The organism is Mycolicibacterium alvei, assembly GCF_010727325.1.
Lineage (GTDB): Bacteria > Actinomycetota > Actinomycetes > Mycobacteriales > Mycobacteriaceae > Mycobacterium > Mycobacterium alvei.
In genome coordinates this window covers 273631-291590 of the sequence record NZ_AP022566.1, presented here as the reverse complement: position 1 = coordinate 291590, position 17960 = coordinate 273631, and the positions used below count along the sequence as shown (strand labels likewise).

Sequence of the window (17960 nt, the reverse complement as noted above, 5' to 3'; positions counted from 1 at the left end):
TATCTATGCGATTCACATATTGTGTGAATTATTGATTGGGTGTCGAAGTCTTGCTCGCTCTACCGTTCTTGCTGGTGATTGTCGCCGGGTGCGGGCTTCTTGAATGCGTGCCGAACGTGTTCCAGGCGAGGACCACTGCCCGACTACGGCGATCGCCTACCCGGGGCCAGCGCGACGAGACTCACCAGCTAGGCGACGCCGCGGCCGCTAAGGTCGCCCTGCCATTCATCGAGCGCAACGGCCCGCACCTTCACCCGCTGCCCGGGCTCGTTAGGAATCCCCCGCAGTTGGTAGCTATGCGGCTCAGGCTTCCAGTCGTTCAGCACGTAGATCAGGCCCGCGGTGACCGTAGCGGTCTCCATCGTCAGGTTCATCAGACCCTTAAACCCCTTGGCGACGTGGCCGATCCAGTGAAGGCCAGAGTCAAACAGCGCGCGCCGTTCCTCGGGGTTCGTCAGCTGATTGCGGTCCTTGGTGAGGATGGCGTCGTACTTTTGCTCCTGCAGCTTGCCGAACAGCGGAACGTCCTGCTCCCCCGCCAACCCCTCGTCGTGGGCATGGCGGAATTCGTGCTCGCGGTACACGGCGCGCAGCGGCGCCAGACACCCATAGTTGATGTTCTCGTCGAGGAAGAACTTCATGCCGATCGCCGGCTTCGGCTGGCGACGTCCTCTGCGAAGTCCAGTGCATCGGCGGCGGCTGCCGCCGTGACACCCGGGTAGAAGTGGCGGAGGTCTTCGGGGTTGATCGGGCTGTCACCGCTCATCGCGTCGGCGACCGTGTCGAACGGCACCCGAGTCCCGTCAATCGTCGGCCACCCTCCGAGGCGCCGGGCATCGACGCGCAGCTTTTCACGCGGGTGCTCGAAATCCACCACCACCTCGTCGTTGCGGTGGTTGCGGAACGGCCGGTAGATGTCCGCGAGCGAGACGATGTGGTACTGACCGGGGTTCTTCACCAGATCCATAAACCCGTCGTCGGTCCACACTGCGATGCTGGCGTCGGCGACGGCGAATTTGTACTTGGACGGGTGGTCCGTGAGGTCGAACTCCTCCAAGTTCGAGAAAGCCTTGCGCACTTTCTGCAGCGAGGTACTCGCACGCAGATGTGCCACCGTCCGTAGAGCCACCAAGTCGCGGAACGAGTACAGCGGCGGTCTTTTCGGGCTGATCTCAGGCACCAGCAGGCCGGTCGACCGCCAGCTGCGCAGCTGGTGCGCGGTGACGCCGGTAAGCACCATAGTCAGGTCCTCGGGGAAGCTCACGTCACACCTCCTCCTGGACTCGACGCGCCACCGCTCACGATGGTGCTGACCATACAGCCGGGGTCTGTCAACGCGGCCGCGGTCACCGCGGCGTAACCACGGCAGGTCGGACCTCTACCCCGGATCCCCTCCAGGCGTCGGGTTTTCCTGTCCGAACCGTTGGAGCCGCTGCATCGCCCAGTCGCGGTGCTCCTGATCCGCGCGGGACCGACGCAACCTACGCTCACCGGATTCCCTCTCTCGAACCCGTGATGCGTAACCCTTGACGGCCCACCAGATGCGCGGCTCCGTGTTCGGCCCTTCGGCGTCGATCGGTCCATAGACGCGGTACCCGGCGAGCTGACGCATGTTCCACATCAGCTCGATCTCAGCCTGCACCGGCTCAATCAGCTCCCGGTCTTCCTCCGCGACGTGAAACACGAACGGGTACTCACCTTCGCCCCACACGTCGCGTGCGACGTCCACCTCGTATCCGATCTCGCGTGCGATCGAGGGCGGCAACGCGGCTGTTAAGAGCTGCACCCGTAGCTTTTTCTTCGGGTCGTCGCGATCAACCTTCCAGTCGGTGTACGCGTCGCCGAGCCGCACAATCAGATCTCGCCACTCCCGCGAATCGTCGCGCCGCTGCTGCTCCTCCCGGATCCGTTCGTCGCGCCGCTCCTGGACGTGACCCTCGATGCGGCTGGGCATCGGCGGCACCGTCTCGCGCCAAGTCCGCCGCTCGGTCTCCCCTTCAGGCAGCCACTCGATGATCATCTCCACGCCGCTGTCGTTGAAGCTGGTGAGAGCTTGGAACGCGCGGGCCTCGCCAGCTGCGATGTTCACCGGATCGTCTCCGTCGCTCAACCGAAATCCGATGCGCATGAAGTCACCGCTAAGTTCGACGGCCTGCGCAGCTGCGGTACCCGTGTTCCGCAGCTCGTACTGATTCCCGTTCGGGTGCAGACTGACGTTCCATCCGTACCGCAGACGCTCTTCCTGGGCTTCGGCGATGCCCACGCTGCGGTGGTCAGCCTCAGCTGATCTCCGAGTCTCGCGCCACGCTGCGGCGGCAACGCACAGTGCCCCGAAAGCGATCAGGCCCGACACCGCGTCGGTCCACTTGGCGTCCGTCTTCACTGCGGTGATCACCCACGCCGCGATCACAGCTGTGAGCAACACCGCTCCGACGACGATGGATGTCCGGGTGCGCCAGCCCTCGAACTTCTTCAGCATGGCCGGATCGTAGGCCGCCAGACCGACAGCAGCCCCGCTCACTCCACCGGCCGCTACACCCCGAACGCAGCCTCGCCGGCTATGCCGGCCTTCGCCAACGGCTCCCCGACGGTCGCGTCTAGGTGCGCCGCACCTACGTCCCTCCAGCACGTTGCCACGCACGAATCGACGCTGCGACCCGCACACCAACATCGGTTAGTTCCATCGGCCGTCCACGTTCTGCGCGGTTGAGTAGCCTGGCGCCGACCTCGCGCTCGATGCGGTTGATTTGGGACACCAGTGCGGCCTGACCGACGCCGAGTTTTTCGGCAGCGATAGTCAGCGTGCTGTAACGCGTTGCCGCAGCGAATCTCTCAAGCCGTTCCCACCCACCAATACCGAGCAGTGCGGGCCGGATGAGGTCGGGTGCCTCATCGGCGGCGCGTTCGGCGGCGAGGGAGGAGCTGTGGCTTACACCACCGCGCCCCCGCATGGGGATGGCGTGTGTTTTGGCCCAACGCGCCATGTTGGCGGTGCTCATTCCGGCCTCTTTGGCGATGTCGGGTAGAGCGCGTCGTTTGTTGACGTACTGGTCGTAGAGCCAGTCCCTGTCGATCGACGTCCGTGCCTGCAGACCAGGTTCCCGTAACGGGAGGCTGTAATCGCGGGCGAGGCGGGCGATGATCTGGCGGCTGACTCCAACCGTCGTCGCAATATCTTTGAGCGACATCCGCTGACGTTCGTAGAGCTCGGCCAAGTGCTCCCGTGAAAGCGTCTGTTTGGCAGTCAGATACGCGCGGTTGTAAGGAGTCGAGAGGGTCGCGCCCTCATCGCTATCCGCCCGGGGCGCGGGGTGAGTCTCCAGCAGGTAGCGCACGGTGTCGAGGCTGGTGTTCAATCGCTGCGCAGCGATCCCGAGCCTGACTCCGTCCGCCGCCGCCATGACGCGGTGCAGGCCGGCGATGTCGACTGCAGCCGGGTCGGGTCCAGGAAGTGCGAGCCCGTCGAGCACTCCCCTTGGCGGGTGCCATGTCACTGGTTCGTCGTAGATGCCCTGGTCGGCCAGGAACTCGAGGCCGTGCTCGTTGAGTGCTTGGGCGAGTCCAGGTGTCAGATGGCCAGGGAAGTCAGCGGTCTTTGTGCGAAAGGCGCTGTTGTCGTGGGCCCATGGCGATGTGTTGGCGGGCTGCCCGCTGATGCGCTCGAACAGAAAGCACCGGGCGATCCGTACCCGGACCGACCGCGGTCCCGGGGTGGCCGTGTCGCGGCAGATCTGCGCCCACACTTTGTCCGGCAGCAGCATGCTGTAGTCGACGCGGCGACGGCGTTGGTAGTCGATCGGGATGTCATGGTCTGCGAGGTAGTCGGCCATTCGGATGAGAGCGGCGCGAATGCTTGGCCACTGGTCCTGCTTTTCCAGGAGCTGCAGGATGCGGGAGACTGCGTGGCCCTCGATGGGGCTGTCTATCATGGCTGCTGCTTCGTCGAGGTGGAGCCTGCTGTTGACCAACGGAAGGATGTTGGCCAGCGCTGGGCGTAGTTGCATTTGGTGGCAGTTCGGAATTGCCAATGGCGTGACCATGTTGGCCACAGCATCGCGGGTAGTTGGCGTGCCAGGGTCGCGGTGCGCTCCGCATCCGGCACCGGCCGTGCTGGCAACGGTGTGCCGATGCGGTAACGCAGTTGATCGCTTGGATTGAGCAGCGGCCCGAGAGCGGCAAGTTGAACTGCGGTGAGCACCGGCGAGACGCCCTTGCCCCAGCCAATGTTTGTTGCGCTCACCGCCGATCCGCGCTCTCGCGATGAGGCCACCAACCATCGCAGCGCGTCCCCGGCGGACGCCACGTCGGGGCGATCCAGGGCTGTCAAAGCGGCCACCACTCCGACAGCGGCGGGCGCGGCCCGTGCGGGTGCCGCCATGCCAGGCTTCGTAGCGGTGCGGGCTGGCCGCGAGCCCAAAGGCTCGGCACTGTCCCGGTAGATGCAGTTGAGATCTTGTGGGATAAGGGCTTCCAGGTCTTGGGGTGTCGCGTAAGCCAGCACTCGACCAGCGACTGCCCGGATATCCGAGAGAACCTTGAGCCGCGGCTGCGGCAAGGTCCGATACACCCCGAACGCCAAGGTCTCGCTGTCGAGGACGGTGTTCACGGCCCACTGCGCGTGGATCACGGGGTGATCTGTGTCGAATGCGGCGACAGTCGCGCTGGTGAGGTCGGCGCCGCACCTTTGCGGGGTACGGCCAATTGCGTCCTGGGCTGGGTGTGAGCAGCGGCCTGGTTGGGGAATTGTGTCGCCGATGTGTGTGCGGAGGCGCTGGACCGCGCCGCAGTGTGGACAGGCGTCGGCGAGCATGCAGTTGTGGAGGGTGCAGGCGAATGTCCAGCCCAGGCGCCATCTCAGTCGCCATCGTCCACCGGTTTCGGCCAAACATGTTGGGCAGAATCGCGATCCCCGTGCACGTCCCCAAGGGAATGCTCGGCTGAGCATTCTGGAATCGAATTTGATGCGCACCGCGCTGCCCGAATAGTGTTGTAGCGTCATCGTTTCCAGAGCATCAACGGCGATTCCGGTTGCCGCGCTGATCGTCGCTGCTTCGTCGGGATGCAGGCACACAATCCAGGCAGTGGTACCCATCCCGTTGTACGGACTCAGTCCTACGGCGGCCAGGAGGTCTCCGAACGCGGTGTGGGTGCGGTGAGCGACCGCTTCCAGCCACGAGTCGATCGCCTCACCCCCGATCGGGCCGACGCGGATCGGCAGGGTGCGCACGGTGTTCATCCGGCCTTGCCGATCCTTGTCGTCAGGCGCCGCGCCTCGAAGGCGATCTCGAGTTCCCGGCGTGCCTTTTCCGATGCCTCGTCGTTCTTGACCAGATCCATCAGCTCACGGGATAGGAGTTCCGCACCGGTGCGCACAGCCCGTTGGCAGCCGCGATTGATCAGGGTCATGAGCGAACCGATGTGCCCGGTGCTGCGGGCAAACAGATACTCGGAGAGATCGTCGGCCAACATGCCGGGATGCTTGTCCGCGAGCACGATCCGCTTTTCCAAGGCGAGCAGCAGTTGGCGCCATTCACGCCGGCCTTCATCGGTGTCGATCACGAAAGGGCGCACGTCGAGTTTGGTGGTGCGTCTGCCGGTCTGAGCGATCACCGCGTCTTCGTAGGAATGCCCTTCGGAGAACAGCCCCCGCGCTGCCAACCCCACGCCAACGAAGATCAGGGTGACGGGAAACTCGTTGGCGATGTACTTGAAGTGGTTGCTGATCTCCACCCCGGCAGTGTTGCGCCAGCGTAGAAAATGCAGATCATCGACGATCAGCAGCCTCGTCTCACACGTCAGCACACAGTCGAGTGCTCGGTGAGCGAAATGGGCAGCGTTGCCGCGGGACATCCCCGGATGGGCAAAGAACGACAACATCGCCCGGTTGAATTCGACCATGCCGGTGTTGCCTGTCAACCCGACTCGGCACACCGGCCACCGCTCGTGGCCCACAATGGTCTCGGTTCCCTGCTCTTTGATTTCGCGACGGTGGAACTTCTTGGCGAAATCCAGTACAGATGTGGTCTTCCCGAGTCCGGGAAAGGCATCGATCGCCACCGCGCCCTTGGCTTTGTCGCCGTCCTGGGCGTTGCTGTCTACGATGTCCCACAAATCTTCGTGCAAGGCGGCCAGCTGCGGTGTCTTGATCGGGCCGAGATTGGCGTGCCATTCGCGGCGTTGACGGTTGTAGTCGTTGTAGGCATCTTCGCTGAGGTCCTCAAGCTCCTTACGAGTCAACGGCTCCGGTGAGCCCCGCGCGGCGGTGTTCACAAACCGCTGCCAACCCTCCTTGCGGGCCAACGTGAGATTGTCCAACCGGGACTCGGTCACTTCCTGTGCCGAATTCTTCTTGGCCATCACGCGTCGTCCAGTGCGTCGGCGTAGAAGTCGTTGGCATAGTCGTCGAGTTCGTCCTCGGCGTCGTCATCGCCGGTCTCAGGATCGGGTTCCTGGGTCATCTCGTCTGGGTCTTCGGCAACGGGAGGATCCGCAGTCGCCAGCACGCGAGCAACCGACGGCAGGGTGACGACCTCGCCCTGCGTCTCGGTCTCGTCGATCAGGGTGGCTTCTCGTGAGAGCCGCAACGCCATGCGGCGTTCCGCCAATGTTGAACCCAGCCCGAGGTTCCACCGCTCCAACAGATCCGCGACCGCAAGTCGATCATCGGGGTAGGTGTACTTCGAAACGGCGAGCTTGCGCGCGAATCGCAGCGCGTCCTCGCTGAGCGGCATCTCCAACGACGGTGCATGCTCCCACATCAGGATGTGCCACTCGCGGGTATCTGGGTCGCGGAAATAGACGCGGGTCACGTCGTCGGGGTCGTAATGGATTGGCCAGCGTCCCTTGGCTTTCCCCGTGTACGGACTGGTCAAATTGCGGAAGGGGTTCAGCGCGGGGCCGTTGTAGCGACGGCCGCCGAAATCAACCCCGTAGTGCTGGATCTTCCGGAACTCTGTTTTCAGGAACTCGTAGGCCAGATCAGAATCGCGTGGAGCTTCGACGTAGCCGGCACGGGCGATCCCGTGCTCGAACATCTGCGCCGGAGACATCCGCAACCCCGGTACATGCGCGTCGATCAAGCTGTCGTGCGGTCGGCGGTGATACACCACGGCCACCCACTCACGGATGATCGCCTCCAACTCGTCAAGGTAGAAGAATGCCTCCGATTCCGGATCCAGCCCGCGGGAGTGCACATCAGGGCCCTTGTACCCCGGCAAGACTTGCAGGAGATCCTCGCGGATCGTGCGGAAGAACCGCTCTACCGGCCCCTTATCCCGACCCGTCCGCAACCTCGCTGGTTGTATCGAAATCCCCATCCGCTGGCACACACTCGTCAAGTGCTCCGATACGTAGATCTTGCCGTGATCGATAACAATGGTCTCTGGCACGATCGTTGGCCCGGCCGCGTTGGCCAAGGGTCCTTCCACCGCATCGACATCGATCAGGACCGATCGCGGGACGCCGTGCTCAGGCCATACCGCATTAGCTGGCCAGTCCTTTCCCGCAGGACGCGGCCTATAAACCTGATACAACACAGATGCAGCGTCCACCGACTTCGTAGACACCGGCGTTACCCGGATCCCGGTTACACAGCGCGTGTACCAATCCATCCCGATCGTGAGTTCGGCCTGCACCCACCGCAGAGTGATCGGGTCCAGCGCGAACACGTCCAGCCGCGTGGTGTCCATCAGTAGGTATTCGCCTGGCCGGGTCGGGCGCAGCTTCCCGTACGCGCCATCCGGCCGATCAGCGATGTCGCGGTTCCTCTTCGTACTCAACCGGAAGGTTGGATGCCGGTTCTCCAACTGCTCGAGTATTCGATACGCAGTGGCGCGGCTGGGCTGCTTGACTGCGTCCGGCCCGTAGCGCGCAACGACCCGGGCGTTGGTCCGGTCGATCACCATGAGTCGCGAGGGCCGTGATTGTTCGGTGTGTTCGACCATGACCTCGAGTGCGGTTTCCACCCAGCGCTCATCGACGAGCCCCAGCGGCTTTTGGCGGCTTACAGCACTGCGGGCGAGACCTGCTTCTCCGTGTTGACGAAAGTCTGCGACCCACTGCTTGATCGTGCGCAGACTCACTTCGAGCTCAGCCGCTTTCGCCTTGTATCGTTCGGTGAGCGCGAGTCGCACGTCGTAGGACGGCCGCGGTTCGTCGGGCGCCGCCAGCTCCTCTGCCCCTGACCGGTACCCGGTCAAGACCTCACGCACGTGCGCCGCTCGTTCGGCGATGATCGCTCTCTCCGATCCGGATTTTCCCGACAGCACAACGTCAGCCGGCTCCCCGGCATCATCCGGGCCGCATCCGCCGTGCGTGTCCGGGACAAGGCTCGCTCGTCGGCTCGTCAGCAATTCGTGCAGTGCTATTCGCACGAATCCGCTCTGCCCTCGGCACGATCGCAGCACGGTCTCGGTGCCCAACTGCCCCGCATGTAGTTCGGCGACCTCCAGGAGCTCGCCGTCGAAGACCACCCGCGTGCCCACTCCCACTCGCACAGCGGAATTGCTCATGCTCCCGGCCCTTTCGTCAGGATCGCTGATCTCGTCAGTGGCTCCGTCATATCGACGGTGAAGTACTGGTTCCAGATCGCGTGGAAGACAGCAGAGCGCACCAGGGCAGGTGGTGCGCCGAAGTCGATACTCAAAGCCTCGCCCAAAGTGCGGCCGGCGAGTTCGTGATGTCGGATCGATTCCACTAGCCCGTCGTTGAAACACCTTGGATTACGGAAGCCCGCGAGGAAGCGGATATTTTCGTGTTCCGTCGCCGGCGGTTCGCTCCAGACTTCGTAACGCCAGCCATGTCCCTCCACGATCTTCCTGGTCCAGTCAAGCGTGAAAGAGACCTTTGGTTTACCCAGCCGTGCAAGGGGTTTGACGTCGACAACGATGGGTCCTTGCTCATCGATGAGCAAGAAGTCCGGCACATGCCGACGCACTCGCCGATCGACTCTCGTCTTCAAGAGAAACGGCTGCGCGACGATACGTCGTACTGCGACATCGAAATCCGCGTACTGCAGCCTGGCCAATTCCAGGCGAGACTCGTAGATGACGTGAGAGCGTTCGGTCGACGACCAGTAGGTGCCCGAGTAATGCTTCTGCCCGCGATACCACCTAAACGTTCTCCAGGGCATCGCCGCGCTGAGCAGATCGGTGGTCACGAGGCCCCAGTCGGTCGAATACTCGGCCAGGGTCTCCTTGTTTCGGACGGAAACCGTCACGTCGGCGGTCCGTCCACCACCGGACACACCTTGACCATCTCATCTCACGGGCGGAATCCACCGATCCGTCCCCGGTGTGTCTCACGTTCACTGCACAAGTGCAGTCCTAGTGCAGCCGAACTTGAGAAAGTGCAGTCAAACTTGAGAACCTACAGGTGGAGTCAGCCACGGGCCATGTTGGCAAACCGGGATAGATGAAGTTGGTGGGCAACTGTGATCGAGGCGGTCGGGCCTGCCCTATGTTTGCCTACGATGATGTCAGCTTCGCCCGATCGCGGGTCGTCGCGGTCGACTGCGTCCGGTCTATGCAGCAATAGAACCAGGTCAGAATCCTGTTCAATCGCTCCGCTCTCGCGAAGATCGGATACAGCTGGCCGTTTGTCCGTCCGTTGCTCAGGTCCGCGATTCAGCTGGCTGATCGCCACGACGGGGACGTTGATCTCCTTGGCCAGCAACTTGAGCTGCCGTGACATCTCGGAGACCTCTTGTTGTCGTGACTCGCTGCGTTTGCCCGTTGTCATGAGCTGCAGGTAATCGACCACGATGAGCCGCAGATCCGCTTTCTGGGCCAGTCGGCGGGCTTTTGCGCGGATCTCCATCATGGTGAGGTTCGGGGAGTCGTCGATGAACAGTGGGGCCTCGCTGATCTCGGCCATTCGTCTTGCGAGCCTTGCCCATTCGTCATCACCCATCCGGCCGGCGCGCATGTCGGCGAGTTTGACGTTGGCCTCGGCTGACAGCAGCCGCATGACGATCTCGGACTTGCTCATTTCGAGCGAGAAGATGACGCTGGCCATTTGGTGTTTGATCGAGCAGGACCTCATGAAGTCGAGGCCCAGTGTGGAGTTATGGGTGAGGACTCGGCCCGCGCCGGCCAGGTAGAGATGATCAGCGCTGCTGACCTCGACGCAGCGCACAGGCACACTGTCGACAGGGTCGACTCCGAGCACTAGGTGTCCCACATCGCTCTCCGACTGCCCGATCCGTTCCCCAGCGCGCAGCTGGGCAGTCGTCTTGATGCCGTCGCCGGTGGGCCACTGGTGTAGTTCGTCAGCAACGATGGCGGTGCCGTCGTTGAACCGCACCTGAAAGCAGGGGCGACCAACCATCACCTCAGTAGCGGCGACCACCTGGGTAGGTCGCCCGTCGGAGCCAATGAGACTGTCTCCCACCACAACCTCGCCCATGGTGGTCCAGCCGGCAGGGCTGGGCAGTGGTGTATCGAGTGCGAGCGCCTTGCCGACGCCCGGTCGCGCAGCGACGACGATCATCTGGCCGGCGTGCAGACCGTTGGTGAGTTCGTCGAGTTCGAAGAATCCGGTGGGTACGCCCTTGCTCACTCCGCCGGACGCGATCGCGTCGAGCTCGTCCATGGTGGGCTGCAGCAGGTCTTCGAGCGCGACGAAGTCCTCGGAAGCGCGTCGCTCGGTCACGTCGTAGATCTCGGCCTGCGCCCGATCGACGACGTCCGTGACATCGGCGCCGTCGGCTCCGGCGTAGCCGTACTGGACCACCCGGGTGCCCGCCTCCACCAACCGGCGCAACAGCGCCTTCTCGGCCACGATGCCTGCGTAGAAACCGGCATTGGCCGCGGTGGGCACGGTGGAGATCAGCGTGTGCAGATACGGCGCACCGCCGATGCGACGAAGCAGGCCGCGGCGATCGAGTTCGGCTGCCACGGTGACGGCATCGGCGGGCTCACCCCGGCCGTAGAGGTCCAGGATCGCGTCGTAGACGTTCTGGTGCGCCGGCCGGTAGAAGTCGCCGGGACGCAACCGCTCCAGGACATCGGCGATCGCATCCTTGCTCAACAGCATGCCGCCCAGGACCGCCTGCTCGGCCGCCATGTCCTGCGGCGGCTGCCGGTTGTCGTAGTCGACGGTCGATTCATGATTGTTCGTGGTTTCGACCGCCCGCGGCGATCCAGTGATGGTCACGCTGCGTAGTCCTCCTCGAACTCGGGTTCGGCGTTGGCCGCCCAGCAGGTGTCGCACACTGGTACCGGGATGGGTAGTTCGGTGCGAATGGTGCCGGGGGTGCATTGGCAGTTCACGCAGTGGCCGGTAACGGTGCTCATGGCCAGCTCCACACCAAGATTCGATGCAGCTGGAATCGTGGGTTCGGGTGCGGTGGCGCGGTGATCCTCGAGGATGCTGTTCGCCCAGTGCTGCAGAGCTGTGGCCTGGCTGTGGCTGGGGTATCGGCGGGTCGCGGCGCGGGCTGCGGCGACCAGTGCGGCTCGGGGATCGGTGATGGTGCCGAATTGCACGGCGGCGGCGCGCAGTGCGTGGTCACGCTGGTCGGGCGTGGTAGCCGCAGTGACGCTGGACAGGGATTCCTCGACGGCCAGCTCACTGCGGGTTCGAGCGGCCTCGGCGGCGGCCATGTCCCAGGCCTGCTGCAGCGGCGCCAGCCGTGGTCCGGAGCCGATTTGGTTCTTGGCCAGCCGCCACATGGCCAGGTGCAGTGGCGATTTCACCCCTCCGGGCAGGGGTGCGGCCAGGATCGCGACGACCTGGCCGGGGCGCCAGCCGCGGCCCAGCTGGCGGCGAATCAGACCGCCGAGACGCCACCGGGTGCGGGTCCCGAGGCCCTGGTAGGCCTCGGGCAGGGCCGCGAACACCTCGCGGACCTCGTCGGGATGAATTTCTACCCCCGTCGGTCGAGAGTCGCTTGTGGCCTGGGTGTCGGTGCTGCGGGGGGTAGGGGGGTAATTGGCCTTTGGCCTATAAGAGGAAGGGGCTTCAGAAAAGGTGACGGATTCAGCGCTCGCGGGCACGATGACACGGCCGGTTTCGTCGCGTTGGAGTACTTCGATGTCGTCGACGAAGCGGCGGTGGATGGCCACCAGAGCCCGGTTTCCGCGGCCGCGGGCCGGGATGTAGTCGACGAGCTCGTCGGCGGCCAGAGAGGCCAGCGCACGCCCAATCGTCTTGTCGCAGTACCGGCGTCCGCCGGCCTCCACGATCAGATCAGCCAACTGATACAGCCGCACCGCGTCATCAGTGATCCGGCTGTGCCGGCCCGGCAGCAGCTCCAGCACGGCGGCCAGCACCGCTTTGCGGGCCCCACGCAGGCCCATACCGGCCGCGTGCGCCTGCACCCGCGACACCACCCGCCGAGCATCGGACTTCAACACCCGCGGCCGATCCTGGCAAATACCACGCCGAGCCCGCGCGGCAGCCAGCGACGGCAGTGTCGACGCTCGGCCATGGGGATCTTCGGCGTTTTGTCCGCATGTCGCGCGGCGTGTCGTGCAGGTTCGTGGTGAATTACTTGCCTGGTATTCAGAGCATGAAGTACTCTGAGAGCTACCTTCCACGGTAAAAGCCCTCCGTTATCGAGGGCAGCGGTAAGAGCGATGGTGATGCTTCGCTCAGGCCCGGAGGTGATGGCTCCGGGCGTATCGCTTCTTCTTCAAAACCCTTCCCCCTCTGGGGGTTGGCGTTTGCGCTGCCCTATGTGAAGTTGTGTCCGTGCGGTGTTGGAACAGGCACGGATGCGTTGTCCTGGGTGGTCATCTCCTTGTCATCGGTGTGAATGGGGTTGGCGCGCTGGCGAAACCAGCTGCGTGGCTCTAGGGGACGCTGAGAAGCTGGCTCCAGTTCGAGTCGTCGGCTTCGTGGGTGGCCCACCACTCGTGTTGTTCGGGACACGGTGGGGTTGTGAAGCATTCAGGGACCGTGGCCGGGGCGACATCTTGGGGCTGGCTCGGCTGGCCGTTGTGGGTCCAGCCCAGGACGCCTAGCGATCCGCCACGGCTCGTGCACTGGCTCCACAGGGTTGCGGTGACGTGTCGTGCACGGCACGGGTCGACATCGGCGCCCCAGGCCAGCACGATCAAGTCGCACGCTGCGACCATCTCGTCGAGTGGGGCGTCCTGGCCCAGGCTGGCTGCGCGGCTGCCGGGATCGCCGGTAAGCGTTGAACTGTGGAGGCCGACGATGTTGACCGACCCGTATCCCCATCGACGAGCGAAGGTCACGCAGCGCCGCAGGGTGGATCCGGCGCAGTGCGAGCTGCTCAGTACCCACCCCAGCGCGGGGCGGCTCGGATCGATGATCAGCCGGCCAGGGGCGGGTGAGGGTCGCAGCAGCGCCCATGGGTGATGCAACGCGCCAAACGTCATGGGCCGTCTCCTCTGTCGGAGTAACGGCAACCGCGACGTCGACGTCGAGAGCGAAGCACTGCGCGCGCGTCGTTGAGTGGCACTTGCATGCGGTTCATGCCGCCGTGCTCACGTGTGTGGGGTGGGCCGCAGCGCGCACCAGGGCTGCCGCGTGCGCCCGAGCGGCCGTGAGGCTGTCCAGGGCAAGCAGTCCGTCGTTGTAGCGCAGAATGTCACCGTCGTCGACGACGGCGCGGATTCGTGCTGTCAGCGACGTCCAGGGCACTGCCTGTTCTGCGCTGTTCCAGGCGCATCGAAGGCATTGGTAGAGGTCGAAGTCGTAGATATGCCACCGGGTTTCGACGACGTCGGCTGCCTGCATGAGGATCTTGTCGACGGCCGTGTCGGTGGTGAGGTCTTCGTTGGGGTCATCAGCGGGCATCACCCGACCGCGCGGCGTTGGCCGCCGGGCCGGTTCAGTCGGTGCGCTGCTGCGCAGGCCTTTGGTGGCAAGCCGGTTTGCCACCGTGAGGCAGGCAAATAGGCCGGTCATGTCCATTCCGGCAACGGCGGTATACCGCGGCGGGACAACCACGCTGCCGCAGACGTCGACGTACCAGCCGGCGCATTGCACGCGCAGGCCTTCGCGATACGGATGGACTTGCACACCGCGGGGAAGTTGAAGCGATGCGGTGTCGACTGCTGTGCTGCTCATGCCACACCTCCGATGAGGGGTTGAACTGAGGCGGCAAACAGTGCCGCCACATCCGATCTGGTGCGCTCAGGTGCGCGGTTGAAGGCGTCGAGGTCACCGCCGGGCAGCGATGCAGCGACGCGCGCGACGATGGTGTTGAGGTCACCCGGCATTCCGCAGGCAATCCACGCTCGGAGTAGGCACTCCTCGATGTCGAACTGACGCGGTGACCACTGCACGGTGGCCAACTGTTGGGCGCGCAACAGCACGCCAACCACCGACGGTTTCTGGCCTCCACCAACGGTGTTGCGCCAGTACACTTTCCGCCGTCCCGCGACACGGGCACGCTGTACGAGACCTCGCGATTCCATCCGGATCAGCGCGCCGTAAACGTCTTCGTGAACCACAGGACGAGCGCCCGACGATGGGCCCTGGACGCAGTCGCGGATTTCCGATGTGGTCATGGCCCGCCCACTGGCAAGTACGTCGAGCAGGCGCTCGGGGAGTCCTGTGGGTGAGTCGTTGTCGCTGACGGTCATGATTGAAGTGCGCTGCCGTGGCCACTGAAAGACCGGTGCCATTCGTGCAGGTGCACCATCCGGGCCATCTCAGCGCTGGTCAGCGCCGCGAGGGTATGCGCGAGTAGTCCGGCGTCGGAGCCGTCTGGTCGCATTCCGCGGGGATAGATCGCCAGGGGTTCATCGGGGATGTCTGCGATGAAGCCACCGTGGGCGACGTCTTCGCCGATGTTGCTCAGCTTCCAGTGGTATCCGCATTCCAGGGTGCACAGCAGCCAGAAGCAGGCGCGCATGGCGCGACGTGGTTGCGCGCAGTGCGCGATCCCGGGCACGTCGTGGCCACGTAGTTCGGGTCGCACCGTGGGCCCTGCGTAGGCCTGCAATAGGAGTCGCAGCTGGTCGAGCCGCGTCAGCGCATCGGTGTGCTCATGGCACCCGACCGCCGCGGCGAGATTCTCGGTGAACTGCTGTTGCAGTTGTCCGGCACCGCACCGTTGCGTCTCATCGGCGAATCCTCCGGCGGTGTTGCACGTGGCAATCACCATGCGGTGGTTCGGAGATTCGGCGGCTACGTTGATCCCGAATGCTGGGTCGTAGTCGAGCCCTCGAAGTGTCCACCCGGCCTCGATGAGGGCGACACCGTCCCAGTAGGCAGTCCGGATAGTCGAGTCGGGCTGATCGTCGTCACTGAAGGCGGGGATGTGCTGGGGCTCAAGGGGAGCCGGACCAGCGTCGCCGGCGTGCATTAGGCCGACCTTGTTCGACGTGTGCGGCGCGCTGCCCTGCGTGACTGCACCCGAATCCGGTCCATGCGGATCCGCTCAGCCGCCTCGGTGATGACTTTGGCGATATCGGCGCGGTCTTCCAGAATGTCGGCCAGGCGCTGGGGTACCCGCTCGTTGTCGATGATGTCGGCCGCGACGACCTCGGCCAGCCGGGCCTGGGCCTTCTTCAGCCGCGCCGGGGTGTGATCAAGGAGCACTCCGGCGAAGATCCCGTTTTCGTCTCCGGCCTCCAACGCATTGATGGCGCAGTTCACCCGGAAAAAGCAGGTGTCGCACAAGGCCGCGGTGCGCTGGATGCGGCGCCGTTCGAGGCTGAGCTGCTCGGGGTCAGGATCAGACTCCCCGTCGGTGCGGTCTGCATGCAGATCGGGAAACCATGCGTCGGGATCGGACTGGCAGGGAGTCCTGTCGTCTGTGCTCCTGAGGTCGAACTGCCCATTGCCGCGGATCGGAATGACCCGGGCACGTTTGTGCGACGCAGTGTCATCAGGATCCACCTGGGGTTCGACTTCGCAGAAGTCTTCGTCTAGCGCGTCGAGTTCGGCGAAGTCGTCGTCCTGGTCGAAATCCAGGCTCATCTGGTACTCGCTGATCATCTCCGGCATGAGGGCCACCATCCTCGGGCTCGGTGTGAAGTCTTAGACCTAAGACGAAACTGTAACTAAGTCCTCCACAAACTTGACTTAAATTGTGGCCTTAGCCTAAGCCCGGTCTGGTAACGCGTCAAGCACAAGTTGAAAGTGAAGAAACCTAGGTAGGCCTTAACCGTGTTCAGCGCTGCATATACTCAGCGGGTGACAACTGGTCCGACGATGCCGGCCGAGTCGCCGTCTAAGCGCCTGGGCCAGTTCATCCGCGACCGGCGTAAGCAGTTACGCCTCACCCAGACCGAACTCGCGGAACGGGCGTCGATGAACCCCGTTTCGATATCGAATCTGGAGACTGGAAGCCAGGGCCCGCCGCGCGAAGCCACACGTCAACGGCTTGAATCGGCATTGGTCTGGGACTCGGGTGCGATATCCCATGTTCTAGCCGGCGGCGATCCGGACAGCTATGCCCGCCAGCTGCCCCCCACGTCGGAACCAGTGGTCGACACCAAGAGCCTGGGCCGGGCGATCCGCATGCGTCGCCACCAGTTGGACTTAACCCAGGAACAACTCGCGGCTAAATCTGGACTTAGCCCAGTCTCGATATCACTGGTGGAGAACGGCCGCCAAGGCCCGCCTCAAGCTAAGTCGATCGTGCGACTAGAAGAGTCCCTGAAGTGGAAGCCGGGTGCGATCACGCGGATTCTGTCCGGTGAGGATCCCGCACTGTTCGCCGACGATCCGCCTTCGGCCGGCGAAATCTCGGTGGATCTGGCACGGTCGATCATTCACGCGGTGTCGCAGGTCCGCACTGACCTCCCGGGCCAGCCACAACTGGCTGCCTCGTTGATCACCATGCTGGAAGAGACCGAAGGCAAGCTGACTCTGCTCGTCGAGCAGAGTTTCACCCGCGAAGCACTGCAGGCGCTCATGGAAGTCAATGCGCTGCGCAAAGAGCTGCTCAACGAAATTGGCGACGCCACCGGATAAGACGCGCATCGCCGCTTTCGTGCTCATCGGGTACCACATGCGCGCAGATCCGACTTGAATCCGCCGGTCCGACGAGCACATTCCCAATCAGCTCCCGCGCCCGCGCGCCCCGGGGGCCAGCACGTGCACCAGATTTCAGGCTCGTCGCAAAAGCGCTGCGCCTAAATGAACTGTGGGTGGCACCGGGTACCGGTGCCACCCACAGTGATCAAACTGCTGCTGTCGTCAGAGACCTCGCGGCGTGGGGCTGATGACGGATGCGGGGATCCGCGGTCCGGGGTTGGTGCTGCCGGCGCCCGGCAGGTCTTTTTGCAGGACCGGGTCGGGGTTACTGATCACCCCGGCCGGCCGGATGGTGGCGTCGCCAGCGCTGGTAACCGCCTGAGCGCTGCTCTCATCGGTGCGGTCATACGCCGCGGCGGCGACCCGCAACTTGCCGGCCAGGTCCTCGTGCTCGTTGCCGATCGAGGACGCCGATTGCGCTCGTTGGGCGTTGGATGCCCGCAGTGACTCGGTCGCCGGGTGGGCGATCGGACCCCATGAGGCTGCCAGCGCGTCAGGGTCGTTGGGAGGGTTGGCCGCGACGTTGCGCCAGGCTTGGCCACGTTCGTTGTGTTTCTCGGCGGCCTGGCGCAGCTCGGCGGTGTCGACCTTGAGGTCGTCTCCGGATCCAGACATTGGCCGCGTCTGCCCGGGCGGCATCTTCTCGTAGTCCTCTTTGGTCAGCCGGCGCCACACACCCGGGGACATCTCGGTGTAGTCGTTCATCCAGTACGGCGGCAGCGGGTTTTCCGGCGTCGGCTTCCACAAGACGATGTCGTCCTGGGGCCGGGTGCCGTGAATCCCGTCGAGTGCTGACTCGGGCAGGTGGCTCAGGTCCACCTGCGATTCCGGGATGTAGGGCGGATAGGGGCCCCAGTCACTCGGATTGAACGGCTTGGGCGCCGGGACCGGCAGGTCAGGCTCAGGCGTGGGGTTCGTCATTTCGTCGATCCTCCTTGCGGTGTCGGCACGTGTCGACACGTGGTGTTGGTTATCAGGATAGTGGCGCTGACGGGTGC

General features: G+C 64.2%; 17 protein-coding genes and 1 pseudogene. 1 reads left to right on the top strand and 17 read right to left on the bottom strand.

The genetic code is table 11. The annotated features are described in order from the left end of the window. Window positions 1–188 precede the first annotated feature (188 nt). From G6N44_RS28970 to G6N44_RS28900, 16 genes and pseudogenes are all read right to left on the bottom strand, one after another. Window positions 189–641: a PIN-like domain-containing protein gene (locus tag G6N44_RS28970; RefSeq protein WP_163670714.1), complete on the bottom strand. Its 453-nt coding sequence runs from the start codon at window positions 639–641 to the stop codon at window positions 189–191. After that, a complete protein-coding gene (locus G6N44_RS28965) occupies window positions 638–1264 on the bottom strand; it encodes a DUF433 domain-containing protein (protein WP_235683154.1) in 627 nt (208 codons plus the stop codon). The genes G6N44_RS28970 and G6N44_RS28965 overlap by 4 nt, the downstream gene beginning before the upstream one ends. Before the next feature lie 114 nt (window positions 1265–1378). Next, window positions 1379–2479, bottom strand: coding sequence for a hypothetical protein (locus tag G6N44_RS28960; protein ID WP_163670712.1), 1101 nt, complete (start codon window positions 2477–2479; stop codon window positions 1379–1381). A 133-nt stretch (window positions 2480–2612) separates the two neighbouring features. Further along, window positions 2613–3929, bottom strand: coding sequence for a helix-turn-helix domain-containing protein (locus G6N44_RS28955; RefSeq protein WP_163670696.1), 1317 nt, complete (start codon window positions 3927–3929; stop codon window positions 2613–2615). Next, complete coding sequence (locus G6N44_RS29675; protein ID WP_235683153.1) at window positions 3926–4627, bottom strand: hypothetical protein; 702 nt, start codon at window positions 4625–4627, stop codon at window positions 3926–3928. The genes G6N44_RS28955 and G6N44_RS29675 overlap by 4 nt, the downstream gene beginning before the upstream one ends. A 189-nt stretch (window positions 4628–4816) precedes the next feature. Then, window positions 4817–5236: pseudogene (locus tag G6N44_RS29960) on the bottom strand (TniQ family protein); the annotation flags it as partial. Next, a complete protein-coding gene (locus G6N44_RS28945; protein ID WP_163670692.1) occupies window positions 5233–6357 on the bottom strand; it encodes an ATP-binding protein in 1125 nt (374 codons plus the stop codon). The pseudogene G6N44_RS29960 and the gene G6N44_RS28945, both read right to left, overlap by 4 nt. Beyond that, entirely contained in the window at window positions 6357–8510 is a 2154-nt protein-coding gene (locus tag G6N44_RS28940; RefSeq protein ID WP_163670690.1) for a TnsB C-terminal domain-containing protein, read from the bottom strand. Before G6N44_RS28940 ends, G6N44_RS28945 begins: the two co-directional genes overlap by 1 nt. Then, entirely contained in the window at window positions 8507–9217 is a 711-nt protein-coding gene (locus tag G6N44_RS28935; protein ID WP_235683152.1) for a TnsA-like heteromeric transposase endonuclease subunit, read from the bottom strand. Before G6N44_RS28935 ends, G6N44_RS28940 begins: the two co-directional genes overlap by 4 nt. Before the next feature lie 161 nt (window positions 9218–9378). Further along, entirely contained in the window at window positions 9379–11148 is a 1770-nt protein-coding gene (gene dnaB, locus G6N44_RS28930) for a replicative DNA helicase (protein WP_064915390.1), read from the bottom strand. A 2-nt stretch (window positions 11149–11150) separates the two neighbouring features. Continuing rightward, window positions 11151–12356 carry a hypothetical protein gene (locus G6N44_RS28925; RefSeq protein ID WP_163670686.1) on the bottom strand — a complete coding sequence of 402 codons (1206 nt, stop codon included), beginning with the start codon at window positions 12354–12356 and terminating at the stop codon, window positions 11151–11153. 438 nt (window positions 12357–12794) lie between these two features. Then, window positions 12795–13346 (bottom strand): DUF1643 domain-containing protein, encoded by a 552-nt coding sequence (locus G6N44_RS28920; RefSeq protein WP_163670684.1) that lies wholly within the window; start codon window positions 13344–13346, stop codon window positions 12795–12797. A gap of 94 nt (window positions 13347–13440) precedes the next feature. After that, the gene (locus tag G6N44_RS28915; protein WP_064915485.1) at window positions 13441–14040 is read right to left on the bottom strand and encodes a hypothetical protein; all 600 of its coding nucleotides are present in this window, start codon (window positions 14038–14040) and stop codon (window positions 13441–13443) included. After that, the gene (locus G6N44_RS28910; protein ID WP_064915486.1) at window positions 14037–14558 is read right to left on the bottom strand and encodes a hypothetical protein; all 522 of its coding nucleotides are present in this window, start codon (window positions 14556–14558) and stop codon (window positions 14037–14039) included. The genes G6N44_RS28915 and G6N44_RS28910 overlap by 4 nt, the downstream gene beginning before the upstream one ends. Beyond that, window positions 14555–15283, bottom strand: coding sequence for a hypothetical protein (locus G6N44_RS28905; RefSeq protein WP_064915487.1), 729 nt, complete (start codon window positions 15281–15283; stop codon window positions 14555–14557). The genes G6N44_RS28910 and G6N44_RS28905 overlap by 4 nt, the downstream gene beginning before the upstream one ends. Further along, window positions 15283–15927, bottom strand: a complete 645-nt coding sequence (locus G6N44_RS28900) for a WhiB family transcriptional regulator (protein ID WP_157923401.1) — start codon at window positions 15925–15927, stop codon at window positions 15283–15285. Before G6N44_RS28900 ends, G6N44_RS28905 begins: the two co-directional genes overlap by 1 nt. Window positions 15928–16134: 207 nt before the next feature. Here G6N44_RS28900 and G6N44_RS28895 point away from each other — a divergent pair, with 207 nt between their 5' ends. Next, complete coding sequence (locus tag G6N44_RS28895; RefSeq protein ID WP_074412575.1) at window positions 16135–16899, top strand: helix-turn-helix domain-containing protein; 765 nt, start codon at window positions 16135–16137, stop codon at window positions 16897–16899. Between the two features lie 225 nt (window positions 16900–17124). Here the strand turns inward: G6N44_RS28895 and G6N44_RS28890 are convergent, their stop codons facing one another. Next, a complete protein-coding gene (locus G6N44_RS28890; protein WP_064915490.1) occupies window positions 17125–17883 on the bottom strand; it encodes an ESX-1 secretion-associated protein in 759 nt (252 codons plus the stop codon). Between the last annotated feature and the right edge of the window lie 77 nt (window positions 17884–17960).

What these genes read in the sequence shown, in the direction of transcription:
- G6N44_RS28970 (WP_163670714.1), bottom strand. Translation starts at nt 641, where the DNA reads ATGAAGTTCTTCCTCGACGAGAACATCAACTATGGGTGTCTGGCGCCG.
- G6N44_RS28960 (WP_163670712.1), bottom strand. Translation starts at nt 2,479, where the DNA reads ATGCTGAAGAAGTTCGAGGGCTGGCGCACCCGGACATCCATCGTCGTC.
- G6N44_RS28955 (WP_163670696.1), bottom strand. Translation starts at nt 3,929, where the DNA reads ATGATAGACAGCCCCATCGAGGGCCACGCAGTCTCCCGCATCCTGCAG.
- G6N44_RS28945 (WP_163670692.1), bottom strand. Translation starts at nt 6,357, where the DNA reads ATGGCCAAGAAGAATTCGGCACAGGAAGTGACCGAGTCCCGGTTGGAC.
- G6N44_RS28940 (WP_163670690.1), bottom strand. Translation starts at nt 8,510, where the DNA reads ATGAGCAATTCCGCTGTGCGAGTGGGAGTGGGCACGCGGGTGGTCTTC.
- G6N44_RS28920 (WP_163670684.1), bottom strand. Translation starts at nt 13,346, where the DNA reads ATGACGTTTGGCGCGTTGCATCACCCATGGGCGCTGCTGCGACCCTCA.
- G6N44_RS28915 (WP_064915485.1), bottom strand. Translation starts at nt 14,040, where the DNA reads ATGAGCAGCACAGCAGTCGACACCGCATCGCTTCAACTTCCCCGCGGT.
- G6N44_RS28910 (WP_064915486.1), bottom strand. Translation starts at nt 14,558, where the DNA reads ATGACCGTCAGCGACAACGACTCACCCACAGGACTCCCCGAGCGCCTG.
- G6N44_RS28905 (WP_064915487.1), bottom strand. Translation starts at nt 15,283, where the DNA reads ATGCACGCCGGCGACGCTGGTCCGGCTCCCCTTGAGCCCCAGCACATC.
- G6N44_RS28900 (WP_157923401.1), bottom strand. Translation starts at nt 15,927, where the DNA reads ATGCCGGAGATGATCAGCGAGTACCAGATGAGCCTGGATTTCGACCAG.
- G6N44_RS28895 (WP_074412575.1), top strand. Translation starts at nt 16,135, where the DNA reads ATGCCGGCCGAGTCGCCGTCTAAGCGCCTGGGCCAGTTCATCCGCGAC.
- G6N44_RS28890 (WP_064915490.1), bottom strand. Translation starts at nt 17,883, where the DNA reads ATGACGAACCCCACGCCTGAGCCTGACCTGCCGGTCCCGGCGCCCAAG.